We start from the raw sequence: 24181 nt of genomic DNA on the forward strand, positions 1-24181 counted from the left end.
TAACAATGATATTACAATGCTGCTAAATAATATAAAAATCCCAATCAATATAACTCTAGCTAATGCAATCATAAAATCGATATCTTGTATAAAACAGTTTATATTTTAGTGATAAAAAAGCCGCTGTAATCAATACAACGGCTCAATGTATTTATCAATTCCAGACTTTATTATGAAAAACTAAAAAAATCTTTCATTGATTGCCACCAGCTTTTATTATTTTCCAACTCAAGCGGTTTGATGTCTGCGTCTTGTTGTTGTGGCAGTGGTCTGTCGAGGTTGAAATCGCTGACAGTGCCTTTTTGGTTAAAGTTAACCGTTAAGGTGTATTGCTCCGGATCTTCGTAGCCTTTTTGTTGCAGGTAAACATAGTACCATGTGTAGCTGCTGTATGGGTCGGTCAGCATCGGCGTACCCAGCAGATATTGTACCTGTTCCGGAGTCATGCCATTTTGCAACTGTGCCACTTGCTCGGCTTGCAGATAGTTGCCTTGCGGTACGTCAATGCGATAAACCAGTTTGTTGTATAACGAACAGGAGGTTGCACTGATACTGATTAAAAGAATCGCTAAAACTGATTTCAATCTCATCTTTTTTCTACCTTATTATTCTGGATTTTGTTACGGATAATACCTAAACTTGGCAAAAATGCCAACTGATTTAACATCAAGCGTCCGATTTGGCAAAGCGCTGCAATTGATCACGCAGATTCGCCGGCAAACCTTTAATCGTTAAGCTGTCGCTTTGTTCATCCCATACGATTCGCTCATTTAATAATGCGGCATCAAAACTCAAGGTCACCCCTTTGCCGGAGCCGGAATATTTGGTCAGCGATTTTAACGCACCGGAAAGCGGCGGAAAGCTGTCCGCCAGTTCATATTGCTGTTGTTGGCTGAATTGGCTGAAATTCTGCTGGTTTAGACTCGGTAAAGTATCAGAAAGTTCCTCTAGCACAACCTCCTCACCGACTTTTAATTGCCCTTTGCAATAATCAAACGCCTGTTTTTTCACTTCTTGGATTTGTTTACCGCTCAATTCGCCTTGTTGACAAAAATCGTCCACCGCTTGCAACAAAGTTAAATTCTGCTGTTTTGGATCAAAACCGCCGTCTGCCCCCAGAAAATCCATAAAGAAATCGGAGATTTTACGTCCAACCCGCCCTTTGATAAAACTTAAATAGCGGTTGGAGGCGGCTGACAGCTTCAATTCGGTCAAATTCAAACGGGCGGCAATGTCATATTGCTGAATATTCAAATAGGATGTGTGCCGAATATCCAGCTCTTCGTCCACCAACATGCTGTGACGGCTATCGAGCAGTGCAAGGAACAGGTAATCAGTCGCCAAAAAAGTATATTGGCACAGGATAAAAGTGCCGCTGTCGGCAAATACATATTTTGCCAATTCCGTCGCCAGGCTCTGCGCACTTTGTTGACTGAATGTAATAAAATCCAGCTCATTTTCCATCAATCGATTTAATTGACGGGCAAATTGCGACTCACCTTTAAACACGCCGTACGCTAAGGCTTTGCTTTGGTAATTCTGATGCAGTTGCAACATCATCTGCTCGATCTCATCATTCACCGGCAGCAATTGCGAACGCAAGCGGGTGGTTAAAGTGTGGTTTTCCGCCTGATTTTCCATTTTTTTAGCCGCATCTTCAGCCGCTTTTTCTGCTATATTTTCGCTTAAATAAAGCTGATGGAGAATGATCTGTTTAACTTCTATACTCATTTATTGATCCATTTAATTTTCTTTTGCAAAACAAGCGCCATTATACCCAATCGGCAACGGCTTTTTTAGCGGTAACGTAAAAAATATGCTAACATTCTGCCAGATCACCGAATAATCAGCGCATGCTATCTTAAGAGGACTCAATTTATGGCAACCCAATCAAAATACAGCGATCACCAAATGCAAGTCCTGCTTAGCGATTTGGCGGCGGTGCTGGAAAAACATCAGGCGTCGGTCGATCTGTCGTTGATGGCATTGGGCAACACCGTGACCAATCTATTGCAATCCAGCGTCGGGCGCAATCAGCAGCACGCGTTGGCAGCGGCATTCTGTGACGCCTTAAAAAATTCCTTAAAACCACGCGAATAACCGCACTTTCGGTTCGCAAAACAGGCAAAAGAATATGCTGAAGATTCCAAGACAATATTGGGAAGCCACCTCGCAAAAAATTGCGTGGGGACACTGGTTTGCTTTCTTCAATATTGTCTGTGCGATTTTGATCGGCTCGCGCTATGCGTTTATTGCTGACTGGCCGAATACGCTGATCGGCAAAATCTACTTTTTTCTGAATATCCTCGGTCATTTCAGCTTTATCGTGTTTGCGCTGTATTTGCTGATTCTATTTCCGCTCAGCTTTTTGATCAAAAACCCTTATAGCTTGCGTGCGGTCGGCGTGGTGCTGTCCACCCTCGGCTTAACCCTGCTGTTGTTGGACACCGAAATCTTTAACCGCTTCCACCTACATTTATCTTTTCTGGTATGGGATATTCTGATCAACCCCGATAACGGTGATCTTGCCCGTAATTGGGAGCGTTTTTTTGTGCCGATGCCGCTGATTTTCTTGATTGTGATGCTGTTTTCACGCTGGTCGTGGGATAAGTTACGCAGCCTGGAACGGAAAAAATGGATTCGCAAAGCGGCTTACGGACTGATGTTCTGCTTTATCGCCTCGCACTTGCTGTACGCTTGGGCAGACGCCTATTTCTATCGTCCGATTACGGTGCAAAAAGCCAACCTACCGCTTTCGTATCCGATGACCGCCCGAACCTTTTTGGAAAAAAACCAACTGCTGAACCGCGATACCTATCTTGACCGAATCGCCAACAGTGGCCGGGCGGATGCCCCTTATCTGGATTATCCGAAACAGCCGCTGCGCTATGCCGACAATCCGGCAGATAAGAAAACACCGAATATTTTATTAATCAATATTTCCGGTTTGCGCCATGATGCGATCACGCCAGCCGATATGCCGTCACTTGCAGCCTTTGCCGCAAACTCACTTGATTTCAAAAACAATTACAGCGGCGGCAACAATCCGAATATGGCACTAGTCAGTCTGTTTTACGGCTTGAATGCCAACTATTTCGACAGTTTGCTGAATCAGCGTGAACAGTCGGTCTGGATTGAGCGCATGCAGCAGTTGGATTACCAATTCGGGCTGTTTGTCACCGCGCCGTTCAAATCGCCGTTGTATAATCGTGCCTTATTCCAACAACAAGCGCTGAATTTCAATGGCTTAAATCAACAAAGTACCCAACAATGGCTGGCTTGGCACCGGCAGCAAAACCAACAAACTTGGTTCAGTTATCTGCAATATGATCTGCTCGGTGCCATGGCGGCTTTTACCAAACAAGATCCCGAAGCACAACAGCAGTATTACCGCTTGCAGCTGCAAGAAATTGATCGCCAGCTGCGCCAGATTATGGCAGAACTCTCGCCGGACGAATTGGCCAAAACGGTGGTGGTGATCACCGCTGATCAGGGCTACTCCTATCAGCCGCAGAATAATCGCGATAACAACTATTTCGGACGGGATCGGATCCAAGTACCGCTGCTAATTGCCTTGCCGAACCAAGTGCCACAGCAGATCGAGCACATTTCGTCACAAATGGATATTGTGCCGACCCTGATGCAGCAGCTGTTCCAAGTGCAAAATCCACAACGGGATTATAGCCAAGGACATAATCTGCTGAATTCAACGAATGATGATTGGGTGTTTGTTGCCAACCAGCGTTGGAACGTGGTGGTTGCCGATGACGGCACGCAGTACCAGATTGATTCTCAAGGCGAATACCGAGAATATGACGCCCAATATCAACAGGTGAATTCTGAAAAACCACCGCTGGCGCTGTTCTTGCAGATGTTTAACCGCGATCGCAATTTCTTGGATTAAAGCATTATAGCAATACCTGCCACTGAAAAAGTGCGGTCAACCGCACTTTAGACTCTCCTTATACTACCCGCCATGATTACGCCGCAATCGCTTCGGCACACACATAGGCTGAACTCCACGCCCATTGGAAGTTGTAGCCGCCGAGCCAACCGGTGACATCCAGCACTTCACCGATAAAATATAAGCCTTGAATATCATGCGCCTGCATGGTTTTTGAGGAGATCGCCGCAGTGTCGACACCGCCCATGGTCACTTCGGCAGTGCGGTAGCCTTCGGTGCCATTGGGGTCAAACTGCCAGCAGTGAATAAGCTGTTCCAGCTGTTGTAAGCGCAGCTTGGAGAGTTGTGCGATAGCTTGATCGTCGAACAATTTCAGTTCAAGCCATAATTCCACCAAACGTTTCGGCAAAATGCGCCCAAGTGCGGTTTTTAGCTGCATTTTTGGCGAAGTTTGGCGCAATTGCTGTAGATAATCGCCAATCTGTTGCTCGGGCAATAAATCGATCGTCAATGTTTGATTCGGTTGCCAATAATTAGAAATCTGCAACATTGCCGGGCCGGACAAACCACGATGGGTGAATAGCATTTGATTATGAAATTGTTTCCCGGACTGTGCCGCCACATTGACCGCCAGCGAAACACCGGCTAATTGCGTATAGACTTTATCCTGTTCGCGCCAGGTGAACGGAACTAACGAAGCTCGAGGCGCAACCACGTTCAAACCAAACTGCTCTGCCAGCTTATAACCGAATGCCGTTGCGCCCAACGCCGGCATTGAAAGCCCGCCAGTCGCAATCACCAGATGATGACACAGTAATTCGTTGCCGTTGCTTTGCAGCCGAAACCGCACTTTGCTGCCATCGGCATTTTCCAAGCGTTCAACTGCATCGACTTGTTGGCGTAATTGAATTTCAACCTGCCCCTTTTGACACTCTTTTAGCAATAAATCGACAATCTGCTGCGAGCTGTGGTCACAGAACAGCTGCCCCAACTCTTTTTCATGGTAGGCGATACCATGTTCGCTAACCAACGAGATAAAATCCCATTGCGTATAGCGGGCAAGCGCGGATTTGACAAAATGTGGATTTTGGCTGAGGTAGTGCTGTGGGGTCACATCCAGATTAGTAAAATTGCAGAAACCGCCGCCCGCCATTAAAATTTTGCGTCCGATTTTCTTGCCGTTATCCAGCACTAACACCGACTTACCGGCCTGCCCCAAACGGGCGGCACAGAATAAACCTGCCGCACCAGCGCCGATAATCACCACGTCATACTCTTGTTGTTGCATTGTTTTGCCTGCTACCTGAATTGAAAAGGCGATTATAGCGCAATTTAACGCTGTATTCCGCCTAACATTTCCGCCGCTTGCAGATTTTGGATCAGGTTGCGCCGATCCAAATCTGGATGATTGCTGTCTAAAATCTGCTGCCAGTAACGGCTAGCTTGGGCATAATCGCCACGCCCGAACGCATCAGCCGCCAGTAATGACAACGCACGCAGTTGCTTGGGATCTTGTTGCAGTGATAAATCAAGTAACGACTTCGCTTTATCGCTTAATTTTTTGTCAGCTTGATAGTAAAGTGCGGTCGCAGCGGCGGCGAGCAACTCGCTGTTTGCGCCGAGCAGATATTCAGCGCGGTTAAAAGACTCCAGCGCATTGGCGTACTCTTCTGCTTGCAGGTAATTCAACCCCAACTGAAACCAATTTTCGCCGTTGTTATAATCGGCACGCAACGCATTTTGCAGCTCCTGCCGATACTGTTGCCGCTGTTCGCTACCGCTTTGCACCACTTCCGCTTTAAGGCTGCTGCCTTGCTGCCAAGCGGTATAACGACCGCTCAAGCCGTAGACTAACACCGCACTGAGCCCGATGACGGCAATCAATCCGCCACTGAAGGCAACATTAAAGCCGGTTGGCTTAACTGCCGCTAGCGCAAATTCTGCGCTAACCGCACTTTGTTGTTCAATTAGCGGCTCAGACTCAGGTTGCACTTGGCTTTTGCTTTTACGCCATAGTAATACACCGGCCAACAGCAACAACACGAAAGGTGTGCTCCATAGCAGCCAAGTGCTGGTTTTAAACGGCGGATCGTAACGCACAAAATCACCAAAACGTGTCGTCATCTGTTCGATAATCTGCTGATCGCTCACGCCAGCGTCCGCCAATTGATATACTTCCAGTCGTAAATCGTAGGCAATCGGTGAATTGGATTCAACCAAATTTTGGTTTTGACATTGTGGACAACGTAACGATTTTGCCAGATTAACCGCTCTGATGCGGGTTTCCGGCGATTGGAATTGATAGGTATCGACAATTTCGGCATAACCAATGCCACTGATCATCAACACAAACAGCAACAAACTGCATAATTTCCATTTATGCCCCATTTTATTGCTCCTTTATTGTAGAAACTGACGTTGTAGAAACTGAAGTTGTAGCAACTGACGTTGAAAGATCTTTCAGCAACGGCATAAACTGCTGTTGCCACACGGCTTGATCCAACTCACCGGCATAGCGAAAACGGATAATCCCGTCGCCGTCAATCAGATAGGTTTCCGGCGCACCGTAAACCCCTAAAGCCAATGCCAGCTTGCCGTCGTGATCGTTCAACACCTGCACAAACGGATTGCCTTTGGTGACTAACATTTGCCGTGCCGACTGCGGATTATCGCGATAATTCAAGCCGTAAATCAGGTAGCCCTGCTGTTTCAGCTGCATTAAAAACGGATGCTCAACAATACAGCTCGGGCACCAACTGCCCCACACATTCAACAAAAACAGCTGTTTCGGTAAAGTGCGGTTGTCGATCCGTTGTGTCGGTTGCAGCAGATCCGGCAACTGAAACTCCGGCAGGGGTTTGCCTTGTTGTGCCAATGCTAGCTGCGACGGATCGCGTTGTAAACCGAGTAGCAGCACCAAACCCAATGCAAGCAGGGCGAGCAAGGGTAAAAACAGCGCAAGGCGTTTTTTCATCACAATACCCTCCGCTTTGACAACACAATCGACAAAAATGCGCCCAATGCCATCAGTAAGCCGCCAAGCCAAAGCCACTGAATCAGCGGCTTATAGTGGAAGCCAAAGGAGTAACGCTGTTCCGCCGATTTATCGCCCAGCACCACATACAGATCACCGAATACACCGTTTTGAATCGCCACTTCGCTCATCATGCTGTTGCGAATATCGTAAAAGCGCTTTTCCGGATAGAGGGCAAACTGCGTGCCGTTATGAGTGACGTTCAAGTGGGCGGTATCGGTGGTATAATTCGAGGCGAGACGATATTCATTGCCTTTAAAATCAAATTGATAACCGTGCAATCGTGCTTGCTCCCCGGCTGCCAGTTTGACACCGAGATCGGAGGCGTAGTAACCGCTCATCATCGCCGCAATCACCACCAATCCCAAGCCAGCATGACCAAACAACATCGGCAATGCGGTTTTTAGCCGTTGTTGCCGATAAGCCGACCAAGCCGAATGCAACAGGCTGAATAGCAACCAAAACCCGAGCAGTACAAACGTGAACGCCAAGCCTTGCCAGCCTTTGAGCGGATCGAGCCGAATATTCCAGTCGATCACAAAGTAAGTACAAACTAACGCCGGCAGCATATTCAGCAGATAGCGTTGCCAATGTCGCGCACGCCCATTTAACCACAGCAGCATCACCAACAAACAGCACAGCACTAACGGGGTAAAAATAGTATTAAAATAGGGTGCACCGACCGAAATTGAGCCAAAACCGAAAGTGCTGAACAGCAACGGATAGAAGGTGCCGAGCAGGACGCTAAATGCAGCAATGGCAGTGAGAATATTGAGTAGTAATAGTGCGGTCGGCTGTGAAAACCAGCCCGTCGCAGACCGCACTTCGCCGATTTTAGCCTTCAGGGCAAAAATCCCCAAGCCCATGCCGCTAAACAGAAAAAACATCGCCAACAGCGCATAACCCCGTGACGGATCGATAGAAAAAGCATGGACTGAGGTGATTACGCCTGAACGCACAATAAACGTGCCGAGCAATGAAGCGGAAAACGCCAGCAGCGACAGCAATAAGCTCCAATAGGGATATAAACCGTGTCGTTGCGTAGCGATTAAGCTGTGGATTAATCCCAAACCGAGCAACCACGGCATCAACGACGCATTTTCGACCGGATCCCAGAACCACCAACCGCCCCAGCCCAGTTCGTAGTACGCCCACCAGGCACCGAGTAAAATACCACAGGTCAACCAGCCCCAACTCAGCAGCGCCCAACGGCGGCTGTAGGCGGCAAACGTTTGCTGATCGGTTTTACACAGTAAGGTCACAATCGACAGGGCAAAATTCAGCGCAAAGCCGACATAGCCCAGATACAGCAACGGCGGGTGAAACACTAGCGCAATATCCTGCAACATCGGGTTGAGATCACGCCCTTGAAACGGTGTGGGAAATAGGCGCTCAAACGGATCGGATAAAATCAAGGTATAGAGGCAAAGTGCGGTATAAATCAAGGCAAGCACCGCCACGACTCGTGCCGTGAACAGGCGATCGGCTGAGCGGTTAAACAGCGCAAACAGCATTGTCCACAATGAGAGCGTCACCAACCAGAACAACATCGAGCCTTCATGTCCACCCCAAGTCGCCGCAATTTTAAACAGTCGCGGTAACTCGGTATTGGAATGCGAAGCCACATACAACACCGAAAAATCATCTTGGACGAAACAATAAGCTAAAATCGTAATCGCCGCCAGCGCAGATAAAAACAGCCATACAGACAGCAGTGGCGTAGCCGACACCCAGCGCAATCGCTGCGGCAAAAACGGGATCAGCAACAACACAAGTGCGGTCATGAAACTGCAAATTAATGCGAAATAGCCGAATTCTGGTAGCATTTTTGTTTCACTCAAATAAAAATGACGAGATTACTCAAAATAATCTCGTCATTCTAACAACTTATCACGCCAACGTCATTTGTCCGGTGTAAAGGATAAAGAAACGTAGGCAGAATACCCCGAACAGAGTGCAAAGTGCGGTGAAGATAATAAAGCCTTTGCGGTGTTTCAGCCCTGCGCTGCTGACGGCGTTTAGCACCAGCGGTAGCAACAGCCCAATCAACACCACACCGATCCAGAAAACCCAAGACCAGAAACCACCACCGATTGCCGTCACCATCGACACGGTTTTTTGTCCGCCGCCGAAATACAAGCCGACGAAGAAGGCGAACAATAAAAACAGCTCGATCAATACCACCGGGGTTTCAAACTTATGCAAAAACGAAACCGAAGCGGAATGGGTCGATTCACGACAGCACCAGACGGCAGCCAGTAACAATGCCGCAATCCCTGACGAAGTGCCTGAAGCCAAAAATAGAATTGGCAATACCGGGTTATTCAACATCGGGTAACTGACCAACGCTGATAATAGGAAGCCGGTGTAAGCGCCGAGCAAGACCGATAATAGAATCAGAATCAACTCAATCGGGTTAGTGGCTTTTTCGGCAAGGGTAATGATTTTCTTCACAAAGCCCAATGCCGGAATATAGCGGTCAATCCATTCGGCAAGTAGCTGTTTAAACACAATCGCCAACCACAGGAATAAGAACAACATATACACTTGGAACAGCATGACCCCCATTGACATCACGGATTGCGGTTGATAATTAAACATCAACATCCAGAATGTCCATGGTTTGGTAAGGTGGAAAATCAAAATGGTCAAGCCGACAATCAAACTAACCGGCGCAATGATTGCTGCACTGCGAATGACGTTATTACGACTAGCATCGCTGCTCGCCAAAATTGAACTGCGTTTTAGCAGCACCGCCAACAAGGTTGCCCCGGCAGAAATCCCCAACAGGAAGAGATAAATCGCAATGATTTCGTCCCATACTAATGATGGGAAGTGGAATGGACTACTCATCGTCTGATCTCCCCTGCTTTAGCCGGAACATGGTACAAGTTCGGTTTGGTACCCAACTCAACTTTAGTTTGATACACCTGTTTTTCACGGATTTGGCGTGAAATTTCGCTATTCGGATCATCCAGATTACCAAAGGTCAATGCTTTGGTCGGACAAGCCTCAACACAGGCAGGCAAGCGACCTTTTGCCAAATTGGTATCACGGCAGAAATTGCACTTATCCGCAGCTTTGGTTTTCGGGTGGATAAAACGCACCCGATACGGACAAACCGCGATGCAGTATTGACAGCCGACACACAGATCCGGATGCACATCGACAATCCCGGTTGCCTCATCAATAAATGAGGCGCCGGTCGGGCAAACATGCACACAAGGCGCATTGCTGCAATGTTGGCAAGAATGGCGATAAAACTCATAGGTTACGTCAGGAAATTCCCCTTGCGGTTCTCCCCGAATGATTTCCAGACGTGATACCCCTTCCGGTACGTTATTCACTTCACGACAGGCATCCATGCAGGCAGTACAACCGATACACAGCTTTTCGTCGTGCAGCATGCCATACCGCACTTCATTAATCGTCAAAGTCTGAGCCAGACTTTGTGCGGGTTTTCCGGTCATCAGGATAAGAGCTCCAGCCCCCATGCCGGAAACAAAGTTTCGGCGTGAGCAACTCATTTTTTATCCTTATCCTGAATCACAGGTTGCGGGTTGGTTTTGGATTCCAACAACTCTTGTTGTTTACCATGACAGTCGACGCACAATTTCACTTGATCTTTGTGTGCAATGCCCTGCATTGCATCCGCTTTCGGGTGCAAAGTATGGCAGCTGGCACACGGCAGTTTCATCGCATGCACATCATGCGCCCATAAGCTTTCGCGCAATTTTTCCGGTTGGTGACAAGAGAAACAGACTTGATTTTGCTCCTGCACACTGTACATCGGTGTTTTGCCATCAAAGATATCGCCATGAAAACGCATCACATCTTTCACACCGCGGCGGTGATCTTCCGAAACATTGCCGTGGCAACTGACACAGTTGATCGGCTTGTCGGTTGCCGGATTTTTTTTGGTCAAATGAATGCCATGAAATTGCTCGTCATTAAATTTATGGCATTGTGCGCAATATTTATTCGGATCGCGCTGATTCTCCAACTCTGGTTGGTACGTCAGTTCATTACCCACTTTGGCGCCTTGGGTATTGGCGTTTGCAGACGAAACGGTGGTCGTCAGCAAACCTGCGCCTAATACAGCTATCAATTTGACAGCCTTTAACAGAAGATTTTCCCTCATCGTCTTTTCCCTCAATATTCGCTAGTTAGTCTGTTTGATACCGCACTTTGCCTTTGTTGATCTCAGTAATACGCAAAGTGCGGTTTAATCAGCTATTATTCACCCAGTAAGCCTTTTTCTTTGGCTTCTTTATCCCATTGAGGTACAAGGGTTTTCAAGAATTCATCTTTTGCTTTCTTCTCTTTTTCATAATCGATGCCCATCACCGCCTGTGCTTTTTCTTTGGTAGAGATATCAGGAATCGCAATTGGTTGGCTGACATTATGCGCGCTCAACACCCGCGCCAGTTTGACCCGTGCATCACCCGCTTTATCCAGACCTGTACCCAACACCCGCAACATGACATCCGGCGCATGCATATAACCGCCGTGGCTGGCTGCCGCATAGTCCCAGCGCCATTGTGCATGACGAATATCTTGCAATGCCGCTTTCATTTCATCTTCGGTTGCACCGGCATCCCAAGCGGCTTTGGCTTCAAAGTGCGCTTTCACCAGTTGATCTTCCAAGCGAATCATCACACCTTTCACTTCATGTTTGCGTGAAGCTACGATGTCTTGCAACTTCTCTTTGCTTTGATCATGGCAGTTGGCACAGGTGTTTTCAAACGCATCAAACGGATTGCCGATTTTGTGGTCGGTAAAGACTTTGCCGTCAGCGGTTTGTGTTTTCGGCATGTGGCAGTCGATACAGGTTACCCCGTTTTTACCGTGCATACCCGCAGACCAGATTTCAAAGTCCGGGTGTTGCGCTTTCAACATTGGTGCTTTAGACAGCGAGTGAGTCCAGTCTTTAAAGTCAATTTCGTCATAATATGCTTCGATTTGATCAACCGATACCCCTTTATCCCAAGGGAAAGTTACTGCTTTGGTATCACCGGCGAAATAGTACTCTACGTGACAGTTGGCACAAATGGCGGCTCTTTGATCGGTTTTATCCGAGGAAGCGAAGTTTTTATCGATTTTATCCAAAGCACGCAACACGTGTGGACGCGCGATACGCAATGCCGGTTTGCCTTCGGCAAAATCAGCGGAGGTGGTGTCGTGGCAGTCGGCACAACCGATGGCATTCACCACTTCCGGTCCGCCTTTTGCCCATTTCCCGCTGAAATAACCGTCCTCACCCCACTCTGCAATTAAACGTGGTACATCAGGACCTTTACAGGTCCAGCACGCCATCGGCTGTGGACCGTCATTAGGTCCTGTTGGTGCACCGGTACGCAAAATTTCACGCACATCTTTAATAGCATAAAAGTGCCCGCGTGGTTTGTTATAATCGTGTGAAAACAAATAGCCGCCCCATAATACAATCATGCGCGGATCTTCACCGATTGCCGAGGCTAACTCATCAGATTCAGACGTTGCCGACCAAGTATTAAATTGCAACGGGTATTTTTCTGCAAATTTTTGGTTATTCGATTGGATAACAACTTTTGCATCGGCTTCTGTTTTTTGTTCCTCTGCCAGTGCGTTTTGCGCTGACAGCCAACCAGCGCCGATTAGAGCGACCAGACTGAATAACGAGGTCAGTTTTTGTTTTGCGATATTCACGATAATTTCCTCCGTAGAGACGTTCCCACAAGGTAGATTTAAAAAGCAATGCACATTTATACTAAAAGCCATGTTGTTGATAAAGAATAGCATTGCACAATCAGGTTCAGCTTTTTCAAGGCTAAATTAGCAAATGCCCTTAGTTTTTGCATAGATATATCTTGAATAGTTGTTTTTGATCAAATTTCTCACTCAAAATACCTCTAAAGTAGTATTCTGAAAGTATAAAAAAACCGCACTTTTGCTTTAAAAAACAACAAGTGCGGTCATATTATTATGAGTACGATCAAGCAACTATCACAAGCAGTCGCAGGCAGAGGTTATTTGACTTCCATGCCTTGTGCCTGTAAATCGGCATGGTAGGAAGAACGCACAAACGGTCCACAAGCGGCGTGTTCAAAGCCCATCGCATCGGCTTTTTCACGCATCATGTCAAACTCACTTGGCGGTACATAACGTGCCACCGGCAAATGATGACGGCTTGGTTGTAGATATTGCCCTAAGGTCAGCATGGTGACGCCGTTGCTGCGTAAATCTTGCATCACTTCCAAAATTTCCTCATTGGTTTCGCCCAAGCCCACCATTAAACCGGATTTGGTCGGAATGTGTGGGAACATCTGTTTGAAATCGTGCAGCAGTTTTAGTGACCATTGATAATCAGCGCCGGGACGAATCTCACGATATAAACGTGGCACATTCTCCAAATTGTGGTTAAACACATCCGGCGGATTGTCTTTTAATTTATCCAACGCTTGTTCGATTCTGCCACGAAAATCCGGCACTAAAATTTCAATTTTAATATTCGGATTGAGTTTGCGAATTTCGCGCACACAATCGGCAAAATGCCCTGCGCCACGATCCGGCAAATCATCACGATCGACAGATGTGATCACCACATAGCGCAATTTCATGTCTTGAATGGTTTCCGCCAGTTTTTTCGGCTCATCCGGATCGGGCGGCAACGGTTTACCGTGTGCCACATCGCAGAATGGGCAACGGCGGGTACAAATTGCCCCCAGAATCATAAAGGTTGCCGTACCGTGATTAAAACATTCATGCAAATTCGGGCAACTGGCTTCTTCACACACCGAGTGCAAACCATGGCGGCGCATGCCGTTTTTAATACTGTCGATTTTTGCGGAACTTGCCGGCAGTTTGATCTTCATCCATGCCGGTTTCGGCAACAGTTCCTGATCAGGATTGATATTGGTGACCGGAATAATTGAGGTTTTGGCGGCGTCGCGATATTTCACGCCACGTTCCATTTTGAAAGGTTTACCCATTATAGCTCTCGATTTGTTTTGATTCGGATTAAGGCTCGATTAATTTTCAACGTATTGGATCTGTTGATAACCCATTAGGTTAATAAAATGTTGCAGTAATTGTGGGGCAACCTGCTCACAAAGTAAAGTCTGATCACCGATTAATTCGCTCAACTGGCACATTTCCAGACCAGCATAACCGCACGGATTAATATAATTAAACGGCGTTAGATCCATATTGATATTTAACGCCAAACCATGAAACGAGCAACCACGGCGAATGCGTAAACCAAGTGAACAAATTTTACGCCCATCAACATAAACGCCCGGTGCGTCTGCTTTTGGATACGCCTGAATACCATAATCCGCTAACGTCGCCACCACACAATCTTCCAACGCAGAGACTAAATGGCGTACATTGAAGTCGCTGCTATGCGCCACGTTATTGCCTTGTGTTTTTTTACGTTTGATATCCAATAGCACATACATCACCTGCTGCCCCGGCGCATGATAAGTAATTTGTCCACCGCGATCGGATTGTACCACCGGAATCGTAGAGTGCTGCAACAGATGCTCCGCTTTACCTGCCTGCCCTTGAGTAAACACGGGCAGATGTTGCACCAGCCAGATTTCATCTAAAGTGCGGTCATCACGGTTATCGGTAAACTGCTGCATCTGCTGCCACACCGTTTCGTAAGGCTGAACGCCCAGTTGACGTACAATGAGACGATTTGCTATCGGCTGTTCTGTTGATTGCGCTATTATTTGTTGTTGTGAAAATGGCATAGATGGCTTCTTCATTGGATTCAAACCGCACTTTGAGTTTTGCTGTTACAACACCATTCTGACAATGTCGATCTCTGCCAACTCTTTATATAGGGTTTCAATCTGTTCGATATTATCGGCTCTCACGGTAATCGATACCGAATGATAATTGCCTTTGCTGCTGGGTTTGATGGTCGGAGCGTAATCACCCGGAATGTGTTTCTGCACCACTTGCAACACTTTATCCTGTAAATCCGGCTGCGCCAAGCCCATCACTTTATAGGGGAAATCGCATGGGAATTCAAGTAGTTCATGTAATTTGGTTTTTTCCATTTTATGTCCTTAATCTGTTTGTTTGTTAATTAAAAATCCCTGACTGGCAGGGATTTTATGATTGCTAATAAATAGGACTTGCCATACCAATTTTCAAGCCTTAACTAAACAGGCTTTTGACTGTCAGAATAATCCAGTCGATAATTTTGCCGAAGAAACCCGCTTCTTCCACCGGTTCCAACACTTGCAAATTAATGGTCGCCACATCTTTGCCGTCCAATTGATAAATCACTTGTCCGACCACATCGCCTTTTTGCAGCGGTGCTTCCAAATATTTTTTACTCAGTTCATAACGGGCTTTCAACTCTGCCTGTTTGCCTTTTGGAATAGTAATATAGCCATTTTCAATAGTACCCAATTTGACTTTATTCTCTTTACCATAGTAGATCGTCTGTTCGGAGACCACCGTACCGGCGTTCAGCGGTTTTAAGGTTTCAAAGTTATTAAAGCCCCATTGCAACAGTTTTTTGGTTTCAACTTCACGCCCTTTGATTGTCGGTACGCCCATTACCACCGTGATAAAACGGGTGTCACCGTCCACCGCAGAAGCAACCAAGTTATAACCGGCTTGATCAGTATGCCCGGTTTTAACACCGTCCACGGTCAACGTTTTATCCCACAATAAACCATTGCGGTTCTGCTGTTTAATTTTGTTAAAGGTAAACTCTTTTTGGGAATGGATCGCATACTCTTCCGGTAAATCGCGGATCATATGCGATGCCATAATGGCCATATCGCGCGAAGAAGAGTACTGATTCTCCGTATCCAAGCCGTGCACTGTCGCAAAATAAGTGTTTTTTAACCCAAATTTCTGCACATATTGGTTCATCATATCAATAAAATTCTTTTCGGTGCCAGCCAGGTGCTCAGCAATAGCAACACAGGCATCATTGCCGGAAGCAATGATAATACCGTGATTTAAATCGCTGACACTAACCTGTTGATTCACATTCAAGAACATTTTCGAGGAACCTGGGAAATTGCGCCCCCAAGCATTCTCACTTACGGTAACCATGTCGTCATTGCGGATTTTACCTTGCTTGATCGCATCGCCGACCACATAACTGGTCATAATTTTAGTCAAACTAGCCGGTGCTTGGCGTTGATCCGGATCTTTCGCAGCCAACACCGCACCGGTGTGATAATCCATCAAAATAAACGTTTGTGCGTTTAATTGTGGCGGGGCAATATTGAACTGAACCGCCTCATCGGCAGCAAAACCTGAAGTGGCAAACAGCAGCCCCGTTGCTAACAACGTCGTTTTTACTTTACTTCTATAAAACATAGCAAACAAAATCCTTTCTTGACAAACAGTGGTTAAAATCATTATTTAGCGTTATAAGAGTACAAAATATTATCGTGCTGCCCGTTCTGCACCAACTCAGTTTTTAACTGATTAACACTTTCACGTGAAGCAATGGGTCCAAATTTAACCTTAAAACGGCTACCATCTTGAATAATTTCACTGTTGACATTTTTCATCGACAGCTGAGCGATCAAGGCTTTGGCTTCTGCATTACTATCAAGATTCACGCTTTGTAGTTCATACTCTAATTTCGTTTCATTACTCAACCGCACTTTATTGCCATTGCTGGCGACTACCGCAGCGCTTGAAGTGCGGTCTTGGGATTGAGATTTCGCATTGACGGGCTTATTGTCTGCCAACTGTATCGACATTGGTTGATTTGCTTGCGGCAATGGCAAATTTTTATTTTTTGCCAGCTCAGTCAGTTTTTCCCCACCCGGTCCGCTAATTTTGCCGTTTTTATCCACATGCACCACTTCCATTTTCACCTGTGCCGTGCCTTTAGCCAACATGCCTAACTCTCGAGCAGCTGCTTTGGATAAGTCGATTTTACGATCACCGACAAACGGTCCGCGATCATTGATGCGTACCACGACTTGACGACCGTTTTTAACATTGGTCACCAATACATAAGAAGGAATCGGCAAACGTTTATGTGCTGCCGTCATCAAATTTTCGTTATAAATTTCCCCGTTAGAGGTTTTACGTCCATGAAATTTACTGGCATAAAAACTTGCCGTACCGGTCATTGAATACTCTTTTGACGTATCACGGTTCAGGGTTTGATAGGTTTTTCCTTTCACTTTATAAGTTTGGCTCTGCGCAGTTTGCGCAGTCGCCGTTAATTTTTTGGGCCCGCTTACACCAAACAAGTTCTGTGTCGATGTCGCAGCTTGTACATTGATGGCGATTGCAAACATCATTAAACAGCCATAGATGGTTGATTTTAAAAATGTCATAAAAATTTCCTATTTTGACGTTAAGATTGTATTTATCTAAAATGCGTCAGGCTGCGTTTGTGACTATAAATCGACATCATCAGACCAAAGCCTGCCATCAAGGTCACAAACGAAGTTCCGCCATAACTCACTAGCGGTAAAGGAACACCGACCACCGGTAAAATTCCACTTACCATTCCGATATTAACGAAAATATATACAAAAAAGATTAAGGTGATTGCACCTGCTAAAATTCTGCCCGACGCCGTTTGCGCTTTGGCAGCGATGATCAATCCCCGAATAATAATAAACATATAAATGGTCAGCAAGACTAAGACGCCGACCATACCGTGTTCCTCACTTAACACCGCAAAAATAAAATCCGTATGCGGTTCCGGCAAAAATTCCAATTGAGACTGTGTCCCTTGCATCCAGCCTTTGCCAAACAGCCCGCCGGAGCCGATGGCGATCTTAGACTGAATAATATGATAGCCCGCCCCTAGTGGATCCGATTCAGGGTCCAACAACGTCATTACCCGTGTCCGTTGGTAGTCATACATCAGGAAATACCACATCACCGGTATAAATCCTGCCAATCCGACAACAGCGGCGGCGATCAAGCGCCAGCTCATACCGGCTAAGAATACAACAAATATGCCGGAGGCGCTAACTAAAATCGATGTTCCTAAATCGGGCTGAATCGCAACCAATATGGTCGGCACAAACACCAACACCAGCGCAATCAAGGTATCCGTGAGGGTCGGCGGTAGTTTTCTCCGTCCTAAATACACTGCCACCATCAACGGCACTGACAGTTTCACGATCTCTGAAGGCTGGAACCGAAATAATCCTAAATCCAACCAACGCTGTGCGCCTTTGCTGGTAATACCAATCAGATCAACCAACAACAACATCACCACAGCCACCACATACAGATAAGGGGCAATTTTTTCGTAAAAACGCAACGGCAACTGCGCCATTACCAACATTACACCGAATCCTAATGCAATTTGGATAATCCGGCTACGGAACATCACTTCGCTGCCGCCAGAAGCGCTATACAGCACCATCAAACCATAACCGCTGATCGCCAATAGTCCGACAAACAGCAAAAAATCTAAATGAAAGCGCTGCCAAAGCGCACTAAAAAAATTCTTTTCGTCACTCATTGTTTTGCCCGCTTTCGGTTGCCACCGCACTTTGCTTCAAATATCCCATATCCAATAAATAATGGTCCATAATCGCACGCGCCAATGGCGCCGCCTGACTGGAACCACCGCCGGCATTTTCCAAAAAGATCGACAACGCAATCGTCGGGTTGTTATAAGGCGCATAAGCGATAAACCACGCGTGGTCATGCAGATGCGAAGCCAGACTGGAAGCATCATATTTTTGATTCTCTTTCAACCCAAACACCTGTGCGGTTCCCGATTTACCCGCCGCCAGATAAGGCATATTAGTGAACACTTTTCTGGCTGTGCCGCTGCTGCCGTATAACACACTGTACATACCGGTTTTCGCCGCATTCCAATAGGCTTGAGGAACCCCGTCGATATCGTCATACAGCTTCGGATCGCGGTACGGTTCAATCTCATTGCCGATCACTTCCTGCATAAAGTGCGGTGTCATCACTTTGCCGTTGTTAATCAAAACGCTTAGCGCTTTGGTCAACTGCAACGGTGTTGAGGTCCAATAACCTTGGCCGATACCGACCGGAATCGTATCACCGATTACCCACGGTTTTTTATACCGTTGCTGCTTCCACTCACGGGTCGGCATCACGCCACTGGTCTCTTCACGAATATCAATCCCGGTCGGCATACCAAAACCAAACCGCTTCATCCACTCAGAAAAACGATTGATCCCCATATCGTAAATCAATTGATAAAAATAGGTATCGGCCGATTCCATAATCGCTTTATTCAAATTCAGACGCCCGTGACCGCTCTTTAGCCAATCGCGATAACGTCGTTCTGTTCCCGGTAAAATCCAATAACCCGGATCAAAAATCGTACTGTTGGTGGTGATGATACCGTCTTGTAGCGCCGCTACTGCGATAAATGGCTTAACCGTGGAAGCCGGCGGAAATGCGCCTTGTGTGGTGCGACTGTACAACGGACGATCAGGATCGTTTAGTAAGCCGTTATAATCGGTAGAAGAGATGCCACCGACAAACAAATTATTGTCATAACTCGGACTCGACACCATCGCCAGCACGCTGTTGTCACGCGGATCCAACACCACTACAGCACCACGTCGCCCTTCCAATTGTTGACGAATGTAGCGTTGCAGATCCAAATCAATCGTCAATTTGATACTTTTACCGGATACGGCCGGTTGCTGGCGCAATGTGCGGATCACTTTGCCGCGGTTATTGACTTCTACCTCTTCAAAACCGACCTCGCCGTGCAGCTGGGTTTCGTAGTAACGCTCAATTCCCAGCTTCCCGATATCATTGGTTCCGGCATAATTTGCCAGCGCATCTTCGTCTCGCAAACGCTCAATATCTTTATCATTAATTTTTGCTACATAGCCCAAAATATGGGTCAAATCTTCACCATAAGGATAGTGTCGTTTAAAATACGGACGAATTTCCAAACTAGGAAAATTGTGCTGATCAACTGAAAAACGCGCGATTTGCTCCTCGGTCAGATCGGATTTTAATAAAATCGGTGTATAGCGCGAATTTCTGCGCCGCTCTTTGGCAAAGGCTTCAATATCTTCATCGGTCAAACCGACCACTTGCCGCAGTGCATCGTAGGTCTGTTGTAAATTCTCGGTTTTTTCCGGCACGATATATAGCCCGAAAAAGGTCAAATTCTCTGCCAACACTTTATTATTACGATCGTAGATCAAGCCTCTGGTTGGCGCCACCGGCAATAATTTGATCCGATTACCGTTGGAACGGGTTTGGTAATTTTCATAGTCTCTGATTTGCAGATGATAAACATTCAGCAATAACAACGAAAGCAGCCCTAAAACGCCGATAAACGCCACCAGCACCCGGCGTAAAAACAGGTTTTGTTCTGCTTTATTATCTCGAATAATTTCTCTTGCCATGCTACTACTGTCAGCTCTGCTGTTTAATACTATTCACGATGATACGGATGGTTAGTGGTCAAACTCCAAGCGCGGTACAAGCTTTCCGCCACCACGACCCGAACTAACGGATGCGGTAAAGTTAAGGGCGAAAGCGACCAACTGCGCTCCGCAGCCTGTTTACATTGCGGCGACAGCCCTTCTGGTCCGCCAATCAATAAACACACATCTCTACCGTCATTTTTCCAACTTTCCAACTGCTCTGCCAATTGCTCGGTGGTCCACGGTTTTCCGGGAATATCTAAGCTGACAATCATGCTATTTTTGCCACAAACTGCCAGCATTTGCTCGCCTTCTTTCTCTAAAATCCGTTTGATATCGGCATTCTTACCACGCTTTCCGGCGGCAATTTCCACCAGTTCAAACGGCATGTCTTTTGGAAAACGGCGCTGATACTCTTCAAAGCCGCTGGTTACCCAAGCCGGCATTTTGGTGCCGACCGCAATAAGCTGAATTTTCATCTGCTGTGGCTAGCCCCAGAGTTTTTCCAACTGATACAGATCACGGCTTTCTTGCTGCATCACATGCACAATCACCTGCCCAAAGTCCACCACAATCCAATCAGCGGTTGCAACACCCTCGCTACCAAAAGACTCTATCCCCTGCTGTTTGCAGCTCTCGGTGAGATTTTGCGCAATCGAGCCGACATGACGGCTGGATGTACCGGTGCAAATCACCATATTATCCGTGATACCGTTGTTGGCTCGTACATCGAAAATACTAATATCGCTTGCTTTTAAGTCATCTAAAATACTAATATCGCTTGCTTTTAAGTCATCTAAAATCTCAATGACTGCTTTGACTAATGAATTTTGCAAAAGTTTCCTCATTCAACTAACTTGTTCAAATCCGCTTGAGCCATATCAGTTATACCGACTCAAGCTTAAAAAATGCTTAATTTAATATATAGTGGATTAACGCATGCCAGGCTTTTTGTGTCCCCGTTTTTGATTTACTCGGCTGACTGAGCTGCTGCGTCGCAGACGAAACGGTTTTGGCAGATCCTGCAATAACGAGTCAGCGTCATACTGGCTGACCGGAATAGTGTGATCGATATAGCTTTCGATTGCCGGTAAATTCATAGCGTAGGCTTCACAGGCAAAACTGATCGATTTACCACTTTCACCGGCTCGTCCGGTACGCCCGATACGGTGCACATAGTCTTCACAGTCATCCGGCAAATCATAGTTGAACACATGGGTCACCGCCGGAATATGTAAACCGCGTGCGGCAACATCGGTTGCCACCAGAATATCCAATTCGCCTTGGGTGAATTTTTCCAACAACGCCAAGCGTTTTTTCTGCGCCACATCACCGGTCAGCAACCCGACCCGATGCCCGTCTGCCGCCAAATAACCCCAAATTGCTTCACACTGGTGTTTGGTGTTGGCAAAAATAATACAACGTTCCGGCCACTCCTCTTCCAACAAGGTTTGTAGCAACGGCATTTTATCCTGATTAGACGGATAAAACAGCTCTTCGGTGATGCGGTGTCCGGTTTTTTGCAGCGGTTCAACTTCAATGTACTCCGCTTGATTCATGTCTTCAAACGCCAACTCACGCACTCGGAAAGAGAGCGTGGCGGAGAACAGTAGCGTCAACCGCTGTTGCACCGATGGACATTTTCGCATCAGATAACGAATGTCACGAATAAAGCCCAAATCGAACATCCGATCAGCTTCGTCCAGCACCACCACCTGCACTTTATCCAAATTGATAATGCCTTGTTTAACGTAGTCAATCACTCGTCCGGTGGTGCCGATTAAAATATCCACCCCGTTTTCAATTGCTTTCAACTGTTTGTCATAACCGTCCCCGCCATAGGCAAGTGCGGTTTTCAGCCCGGTACGCCCCACCAGTTTTGCGGCATCACTGTCAATTTGCACCGCCAACTCCCTCGTTGGCGCTAAAATCAATGCTCTGGGTTGATTATGCTGATACTGTGCTCCATCAGTTTGCTGGCTCAGCAAACGGTGAAACGTTGCAATCAAAAACGCAATGGTTTTGCCGGTTCCGGTTTGCGCCTGTCCGGCAACGTCTTTGCCCGCCAAGGTTAACGGCAATGTCAATGCCTGAATCGGGGTGCAATATTCAAAACCACTGTCCTCCAAGGCGGCAAGCACCTGAGGGTTGATCGGGAAATCGCTGAAACGTGTCCGGCTTAAATGTTTATTTGTTTGCATATTCTCTATCGATATGTTTTCCGGCTGCATAGGGCATGCCCTAATAATCCGAGATTAAGGTTCAGATTGATGACGATGTCGAAATTTCACATCGCTAAAATTTGCTAAGGATAGCATGAAGCAGCGCTGAGGTATAAAATAAATCATCGTTTAATCGGGAATTTCGATCTTTTTATCGCCATTTTGGTTTTTTGCCAGCGGAAATACGGGATTAATTCGAATTCAGTCTGGACAGACCGCACTTTTAGTGGTAATTTTATCGCCACTCAAAAAGTCTGAGTCACACTTTTCAGTGACAACACTCACATATTCATTTATCTAATCTTAATCTAACTTTAATTTTCTCCATTATGAATCTTACAGAACTCAAAAATACTCCGGTTTCCGAGCTTGTCCGCATTGGCGAAGAACAAATGGGCTTGGAAAACCTAGCGCGTTTACGCAAACAAGACATTATTTTCTCAATTTTAAAACAACATTCAAAGAGCGGTGAAGACATCTTCGGTAACGGCGTTTTGGAAATTCTGCAAGACGGCTTCGGCTTCTTGCGTTCTGCCGACAGCTCTTACCTAGCAGGGCCGGATGATATTTACGTTTCACCAAGCCAAATTCGCCGCTTTAACCTGCGCACCGGCGATATGATCGAAGGCAAAATCAGACCGCCAAAAGAGGGCGAACGCTATTTTGCCTTGTTGAAAATCAAAGAAGTCAACGCCGATCGTCCTGAAATTTCCCGCAATAAAATCCTGTTTGAGAACCTGACCCCACTGCATGCTAATTCGCGTATGCGCATGGAACGGGGCAATGGCTCAACCGAAGATTTGACAGCGCGTGTATTAGACTTAGCGGCACCAATCGGGAAAGGACAACGTGGCTTAATCGTAGCACCACCGAAAGCCGGTAAAACCATGTTGCTGCAAAATATCGCACAAAGCATCACCTACAACTACCCTGAATGTATTTTAATGGTGTTACTGATCGACGAACGTCCGGAAGAAGTGACCGAGATGCAACGCTTGGTCAAAGGTGAAGTTGTGGCTTCGACTTTCGATGAACCGGCGGCACGCCATGTGCAAGTGGCTGAAATGGTGATTGAAAAAGCCAAACGATTGGTAGAGCATAAAAAAGATGTCGTTATCTTATTAGACTCGATCACTCGTCTGGCGCGCGCTTACAACACCGTCACCCCGGCATCCGGCAAAATTCTGTCCGGTGGGGTCGATGCCAACGCCCTACACCGTCCGAAGCGCTTTTTTGGTGCGGCACGGAACGTAGAAGAAGGCGGCAGCCTGACCATTATTGCGACCGCACTTGTGGATACCGGCTCTAAAATGGACGAAGTGATCTACGAAGAGTTTAAAGGAACCGGTAATATGGAGCTGCACTTATCGCGTAAAATTGCCGAAAAACGCGTCTTCCCTGCGATCGACTTCAACCGTTCCGGCACGCGTAAAGAAGAGCTGCTCACCACCCCTGATGAACTACAAAAAATGTGGATTCTACGTAAGATCGTTCACCCGATGGGCGAAAGTGAGGCGATGGAATTCCTGATTGATAAATTGTCAATGGCAAAAACCAACGAAGAGTTTTTTGAAATTATGAAGCGTTCATGATTGACGCTTGATTGATAAAACGGTATTTGCAACCAGCGCTAGTCTAGACTAGCGCT

The 24181-nt window shown here is 46.6% G+C and carries 23 protein-coding genes; 3 read left to right on the forward strand and 20 right to left on the reverse strand.

The window, feature by feature from the left end:
- Positions 1 to 170 precede the first annotated feature (170 nt).
- Entirely contained in the window at positions 171 to 590 is a 420-nt protein-coding gene (gene bamE, locus FHQ30_RS06320) for an outer membrane protein assembly factor BamE (RefSeq protein ID WP_132967601.1), read from the reverse strand.
- 76 nt (positions 591 to 666) lie between these two features.
- Positions 667 to 1731, reverse strand: coding sequence for a nucleoid-associated protein YejK (gene yejK, locus FHQ30_RS06325; protein WP_139611186.1), 1065 nt, complete (start codon positions 1729 to 1731; stop codon positions 667 to 669).
- 147 nt (positions 1732 to 1878) lie between these two features.
- Here yejK and FHQ30_RS06330 point away from each other — a divergent pair, with 147 nt between their 5' ends.
- Positions 1879 to 2100, forward strand: a complete 222-nt coding sequence (locus FHQ30_RS06330; protein ID WP_139611185.1) for a DUF1414 domain-containing protein — start codon at positions 1879 to 1881, stop codon at positions 2098 to 2100.
- Between the two features lie 34 nt (positions 2101 to 2134).
- Positions 2135 to 3904 (forward strand): DUF3413 domain-containing protein, encoded by a 1770-nt coding sequence (locus FHQ30_RS06335; protein ID WP_139611184.1) that lies wholly within the window; start codon positions 2135 to 2137, stop codon positions 3902 to 3904.
- A gap of 76 nt (positions 3905 to 3980) precedes the next feature.
- Here the strand turns inward: FHQ30_RS06335 and FHQ30_RS06340 are convergent, their stop codons facing one another.
- The 18 genes from FHQ30_RS06340 to rhlB form a co-directional block, all read right to left on the reverse strand.
- Positions 3981 to 5192, reverse strand: a complete 1212-nt coding sequence (locus FHQ30_RS06340; RefSeq protein ID WP_139611183.1) for a BaiN/RdsA family NAD(P)/FAD-dependent oxidoreductase — start codon at positions 5190 to 5192, stop codon at positions 3981 to 3983.
- 44 nt (positions 5193 to 5236) lie between these two features.
- Positions 5237 to 6292 (reverse strand): heme lyase NrfEFG subunit NrfF, encoded by a 1056-nt coding sequence (gene nrfF, locus FHQ30_RS06345; RefSeq protein WP_139611182.1) that lies wholly within the window; start codon positions 6290 to 6292, stop codon positions 5237 to 5239.
- 1 nt (position 6293) lies between these two features.
- The gene (locus FHQ30_RS06350; protein WP_139611181.1) at positions 6294 to 6878 is read right to left on the reverse strand and encodes a DsbE family thiol:disulfide interchange protein; all 585 of its coding nucleotides are present in this window, start codon (positions 6876 to 6878) and stop codon (positions 6294 to 6296) included.
- A complete protein-coding gene (locus FHQ30_RS06355; protein ID WP_139611180.1) occupies positions 6878 to 8764 on the reverse strand; it encodes a heme lyase CcmF/NrfE family subunit in 1887 nt (628 codons plus the stop codon). The genes FHQ30_RS06350 and FHQ30_RS06355 overlap by 1 nt, the downstream gene beginning before the upstream one ends.
- 64 nt (positions 8765 to 8828) lie before the next feature.
- A complete protein-coding gene (gene nrfD, locus FHQ30_RS06360) occupies positions 8829 to 9791 on the reverse strand; it encodes a cytochrome c nitrite reductase subunit NrfD (RefSeq protein ID WP_139611179.1) in 963 nt (320 codons plus the stop codon).
- Complete coding sequence (gene nrfC, locus FHQ30_RS06365) at positions 9788 to 10465, reverse strand: cytochrome c nitrite reductase Fe-S protein (protein WP_139611178.1); 678 nt, start codon at positions 10463 to 10465, stop codon at positions 9788 to 9790. The genes nrfD and nrfC overlap by 4 nt, the downstream gene beginning before the upstream one ends.
- Positions 10462 to 11079, reverse strand: a complete 618-nt coding sequence (gene nrfB / locus FHQ30_RS06370) for a cytochrome c nitrite reductase pentaheme subunit (protein WP_139611177.1) — start codon at positions 11077 to 11079, stop codon at positions 10462 to 10464. Before nrfB ends, nrfC begins: the two co-directional genes overlap by 4 nt.
- 95 nt (positions 11080 to 11174) lie before the next feature.
- Entirely contained in the window at positions 11175 to 12626 is a 1452-nt protein-coding gene (gene nrfA / locus FHQ30_RS06375) for an ammonia-forming nitrite reductase cytochrome c552 subunit (RefSeq protein WP_442805666.1), read from the reverse strand.
- Between the two features lie 320 nt (positions 12627 to 12946).
- Positions 12947 to 13909, reverse strand: a complete 963-nt coding sequence (gene lipA / locus FHQ30_RS06380) for a lipoyl synthase (RefSeq protein WP_139611175.1) — start codon at positions 13907 to 13909, stop codon at positions 12947 to 12949.
- 39 nt (positions 13910 to 13948) lie between these two features.
- Complete coding sequence (gene lipB, locus FHQ30_RS06385) at positions 13949 to 14674, reverse strand: lipoyl(octanoyl) transferase LipB (protein WP_139611174.1); 726 nt, start codon at positions 14672 to 14674, stop codon at positions 13949 to 13951.
- Positions 14675 to 14719: 45 nt separating this feature from the next.
- Positions 14720 to 14986 carry a DUF493 family protein YbeD gene (ybeD, locus tag FHQ30_RS06390; protein ID WP_132967614.1) on the reverse strand — a complete coding sequence of 89 codons (267 nt, stop codon included), beginning with the start codon at positions 14984 to 14986 and terminating at the stop codon, positions 14720 to 14722.
- A 100-nt stretch (positions 14987 to 15086) separates the two neighbouring features.
- Entirely contained in the window at positions 15087 to 16271 is a 1185-nt protein-coding gene (locus FHQ30_RS06395) for a D-alanyl-D-alanine carboxypeptidase family protein (protein WP_139611173.1), read from the reverse strand.
- Positions 16272 to 16312: 41 nt separating this feature from the next.
- On the reverse strand, positions 16313 to 17251 hold the full coding sequence (locus tag FHQ30_RS06400) for a septal ring lytic transglycosylase RlpA family protein (protein WP_139611172.1): 939 nt from the start codon (positions 17249 to 17251) through the stop codon (positions 16313 to 16315).
- A 32-nt stretch (positions 17252 to 17283) separates the two neighbouring features.
- Positions 17284 to 18399, reverse strand: a complete 1116-nt coding sequence (gene rodA, locus FHQ30_RS06405; protein WP_139611171.1) for a rod shape-determining protein RodA — start codon at positions 18397 to 18399, stop codon at positions 17284 to 17286.
- On the reverse strand, positions 18392 to 20290 hold the full coding sequence (gene mrdA / locus FHQ30_RS06410) for a penicillin-binding protein 2 (protein ID WP_139611170.1): 1899 nt from the start codon (positions 20288 to 20290) through the stop codon (positions 18392 to 18394). Before mrdA ends, rodA begins: the two co-directional genes overlap by 8 nt.
- Before the next feature lie 29 nt (positions 20291 to 20319).
- Entirely contained in the window at positions 20320 to 20790 is a 471-nt protein-coding gene (gene rlmH, locus FHQ30_RS06415) for a 23S rRNA (pseudouridine(1915)-N(3))-methyltransferase RlmH (RefSeq protein ID WP_139611169.1), read from the reverse strand.
- Between the two features lie 9 nt (positions 20791 to 20799).
- Positions 20800 to 21087: a ribosome silencing factor gene (rsfS, locus tag FHQ30_RS06420; RefSeq protein ID WP_442805668.1), complete on the reverse strand. Its 288-nt coding sequence runs from the start codon at positions 21085 to 21087 to the stop codon at positions 20800 to 20802.
- 156 nt (positions 21088 to 21243) lie between these two features.
- A complete protein-coding gene (gene rhlB, locus FHQ30_RS06425; RefSeq protein WP_139611167.1) occupies positions 21244 to 22512 on the reverse strand; it encodes an ATP-dependent RNA helicase RhlB in 1269 nt (422 codons plus the stop codon).
- 350 nt (positions 22513 to 22862) lie between these two features.
- Here rhlB and rho point away from each other — a divergent pair, with 350 nt between their 5' ends.
- Complete coding sequence (gene rho / locus FHQ30_RS06430) at positions 22863 to 24125, forward strand: transcription termination factor Rho (RefSeq protein ID WP_139611166.1); 1263 nt, start codon at positions 22863 to 22865, stop codon at positions 24123 to 24125.
- Positions 24126 to 24181: the final 56 nt, after the last annotated feature.

Origin of the sequence: Testudinibacter sp. 'clade 2', from assembly GCF_006227735.1 — a bacterium.
GTDB lineage: Bacteria > Pseudomonadota > Gammaproteobacteria > Enterobacterales > Pasteurellaceae > Chelonobacter.

What these genes read in the sequence shown, in the direction of transcription:
- bamE (WP_132967601.1), bottom strand. Translation starts at nt 590, where the DNA reads ATGAGATTGAAATCAGTTTTAGCGATTCTTTTAATCAGTATCAGTGCA.
- yejK (WP_139611186.1), bottom strand. Translation starts at nt 1,731, where the DNA reads ATGAGTATAGAAGTTAAACAGATCATTCTCCATCAGCTTTATTTAAGC.
- FHQ30_RS06330 (WP_139611185.1), top strand. Translation starts at nt 1,879, where the DNA reads ATGGCAACCCAATCAAAATACAGCGATCACCAAATGCAAGTCCTGCTT.
- FHQ30_RS06335 (WP_139611184.1), top strand. Translation starts at nt 2,135, where the DNA reads ATGCTGAAGATTCCAAGACAATATTGGGAAGCCACCTCGCAAAAAATT.
- FHQ30_RS06340 (WP_139611183.1), bottom strand. Translation starts at nt 5,192, where the DNA reads ATGCAACAACAAGAGTATGACGTGGTGATTATCGGCGCTGGTGCGGCA.
- nrfF (WP_139611182.1), bottom strand. Translation starts at nt 6,292, where the DNA reads ATGGGGCATAAATGGAAATTATGCAGTTTGTTGCTGTTTGTGTTGATG.
- FHQ30_RS06350 (WP_139611181.1), bottom strand. Translation starts at nt 6,878, where the DNA reads ATGAAAAAACGCCTTGCGCTGTTTTTACCCTTGCTCGCCCTGCTTGCA.
- FHQ30_RS06355 (WP_139611180.1), bottom strand. Translation starts at nt 8,764, where the DNA reads ATGCTACCAGAATTCGGCTATTTCGCATTAATTTGCAGTTTCATGACC.
- nrfD (WP_139611179.1), bottom strand. Translation starts at nt 9,791, where the DNA reads ATGAGTAGTCCATTCCACTTCCCATCATTAGTATGGGACGAAATCATT.
- nrfC (WP_139611178.1), bottom strand. Translation starts at nt 10,465, where the DNA reads ATGAGTTGCTCACGCCGAAACTTTGTTTCCGGCATGGGGGCTGGAGCT.
- nrfB (WP_139611177.1), bottom strand. Translation starts at nt 11,079, where the DNA reads ATGAGGGAAAATCTTCTGTTAAAGGCTGTCAAATTGATAGCTGTATTA.
- lipA (WP_139611175.1), bottom strand. Translation starts at nt 13,909, where the DNA reads ATGGGTAAACCTTTCAAAATGGAACGTGGCGTGAAATATCGCGACGCC.
- lipB (WP_139611174.1), bottom strand. Translation starts at nt 14,674, where the DNA reads ATGCCATTTTCACAACAACAAATAATAGCGCAATCAACAGAACAGCCG.
- ybeD (WP_132967614.1), bottom strand. Translation starts at nt 14,986, where the DNA reads ATGGAAAAAACCAAATTACATGAACTACTTGAATTCCCATGCGATTTC.
- FHQ30_RS06395 (WP_139611173.1), bottom strand. Translation starts at nt 16,271, where the DNA reads ATGTTTTATAGAAGTAAAGTAAAAACGACGTTGTTAGCAACGGGGCTG.
- FHQ30_RS06400 (WP_139611172.1), bottom strand. Translation starts at nt 17,251, where the DNA reads ATGACATTTTTAAAATCAACCATCTATGGCTGTTTAATGATGTTTGCA.
- rodA (WP_139611171.1), bottom strand. Translation starts at nt 18,399, where the DNA reads ATGAGTGACGAAAAGAATTTTTTTAGTGCGCTTTGGCAGCGCTTTCAT.
- mrdA (WP_139611170.1), bottom strand. Translation starts at nt 20,290, where the DNA reads ATGGCAAGAGAAATTATTCGAGATAATAAAGCAGAACAAAACCTGTTT.
- rlmH (WP_139611169.1), bottom strand. Translation starts at nt 20,790, where the DNA reads ATGAAAATTCAGCTTATTGCGGTCGGCACCAAAATGCCGGCTTGGGTA.
- rhlB (WP_139611167.1), bottom strand. Translation starts at nt 22,512, where the DNA reads ATGCAAACAAATAAACATTTAAGCCGGACACGTTTCAGCGATTTCCCG.
- rho (WP_139611166.1), top strand. Translation starts at nt 22,863, where the DNA reads ATGAATCTTACAGAACTCAAAAATACTCCGGTTTCCGAGCTTGTCCGC.